Source organism: Sphingomonas sp. AC435, assembly GCF_979253005.1.
In genome coordinates, this window is sequence record NZ_CEEDCJ010000105.1 from 1 (window position 1) to 238 (window position 238).

1 pseudogene is annotated in these 238 nt (G+C 66.8%); it reads left to right on the top strand.

Annotated elements, in window-relative coordinates:
- Positions 1–238: pseudogene (locus AC0CH8_RS19115) on the top strand (hypothetical protein); the annotation flags it as partial.

Genomic DNA, 238 nt, shown 5'->3' on the forward strand with positions numbered 1-238 from the left:
CCCGGAATATTGGGTCGTCGCTGTCGACGGACAGCAGGTGCATCAGGTCTGGTCGCCCGCGGCCGGCAGCTACGTGAACAGCCGGATCGAGCCGCTGGCGGGTGCATTGCAGAGCGCGACGGTGCCGGACCTGACGCTCGACGGGCACGGCATTCTCTCGCATTCACTCTTCGTTCCGCGAGAACGGACGCGTGTCCCCCGACCCCGCCCTTCACGCCAGTCATGGCGGCATCTGGAT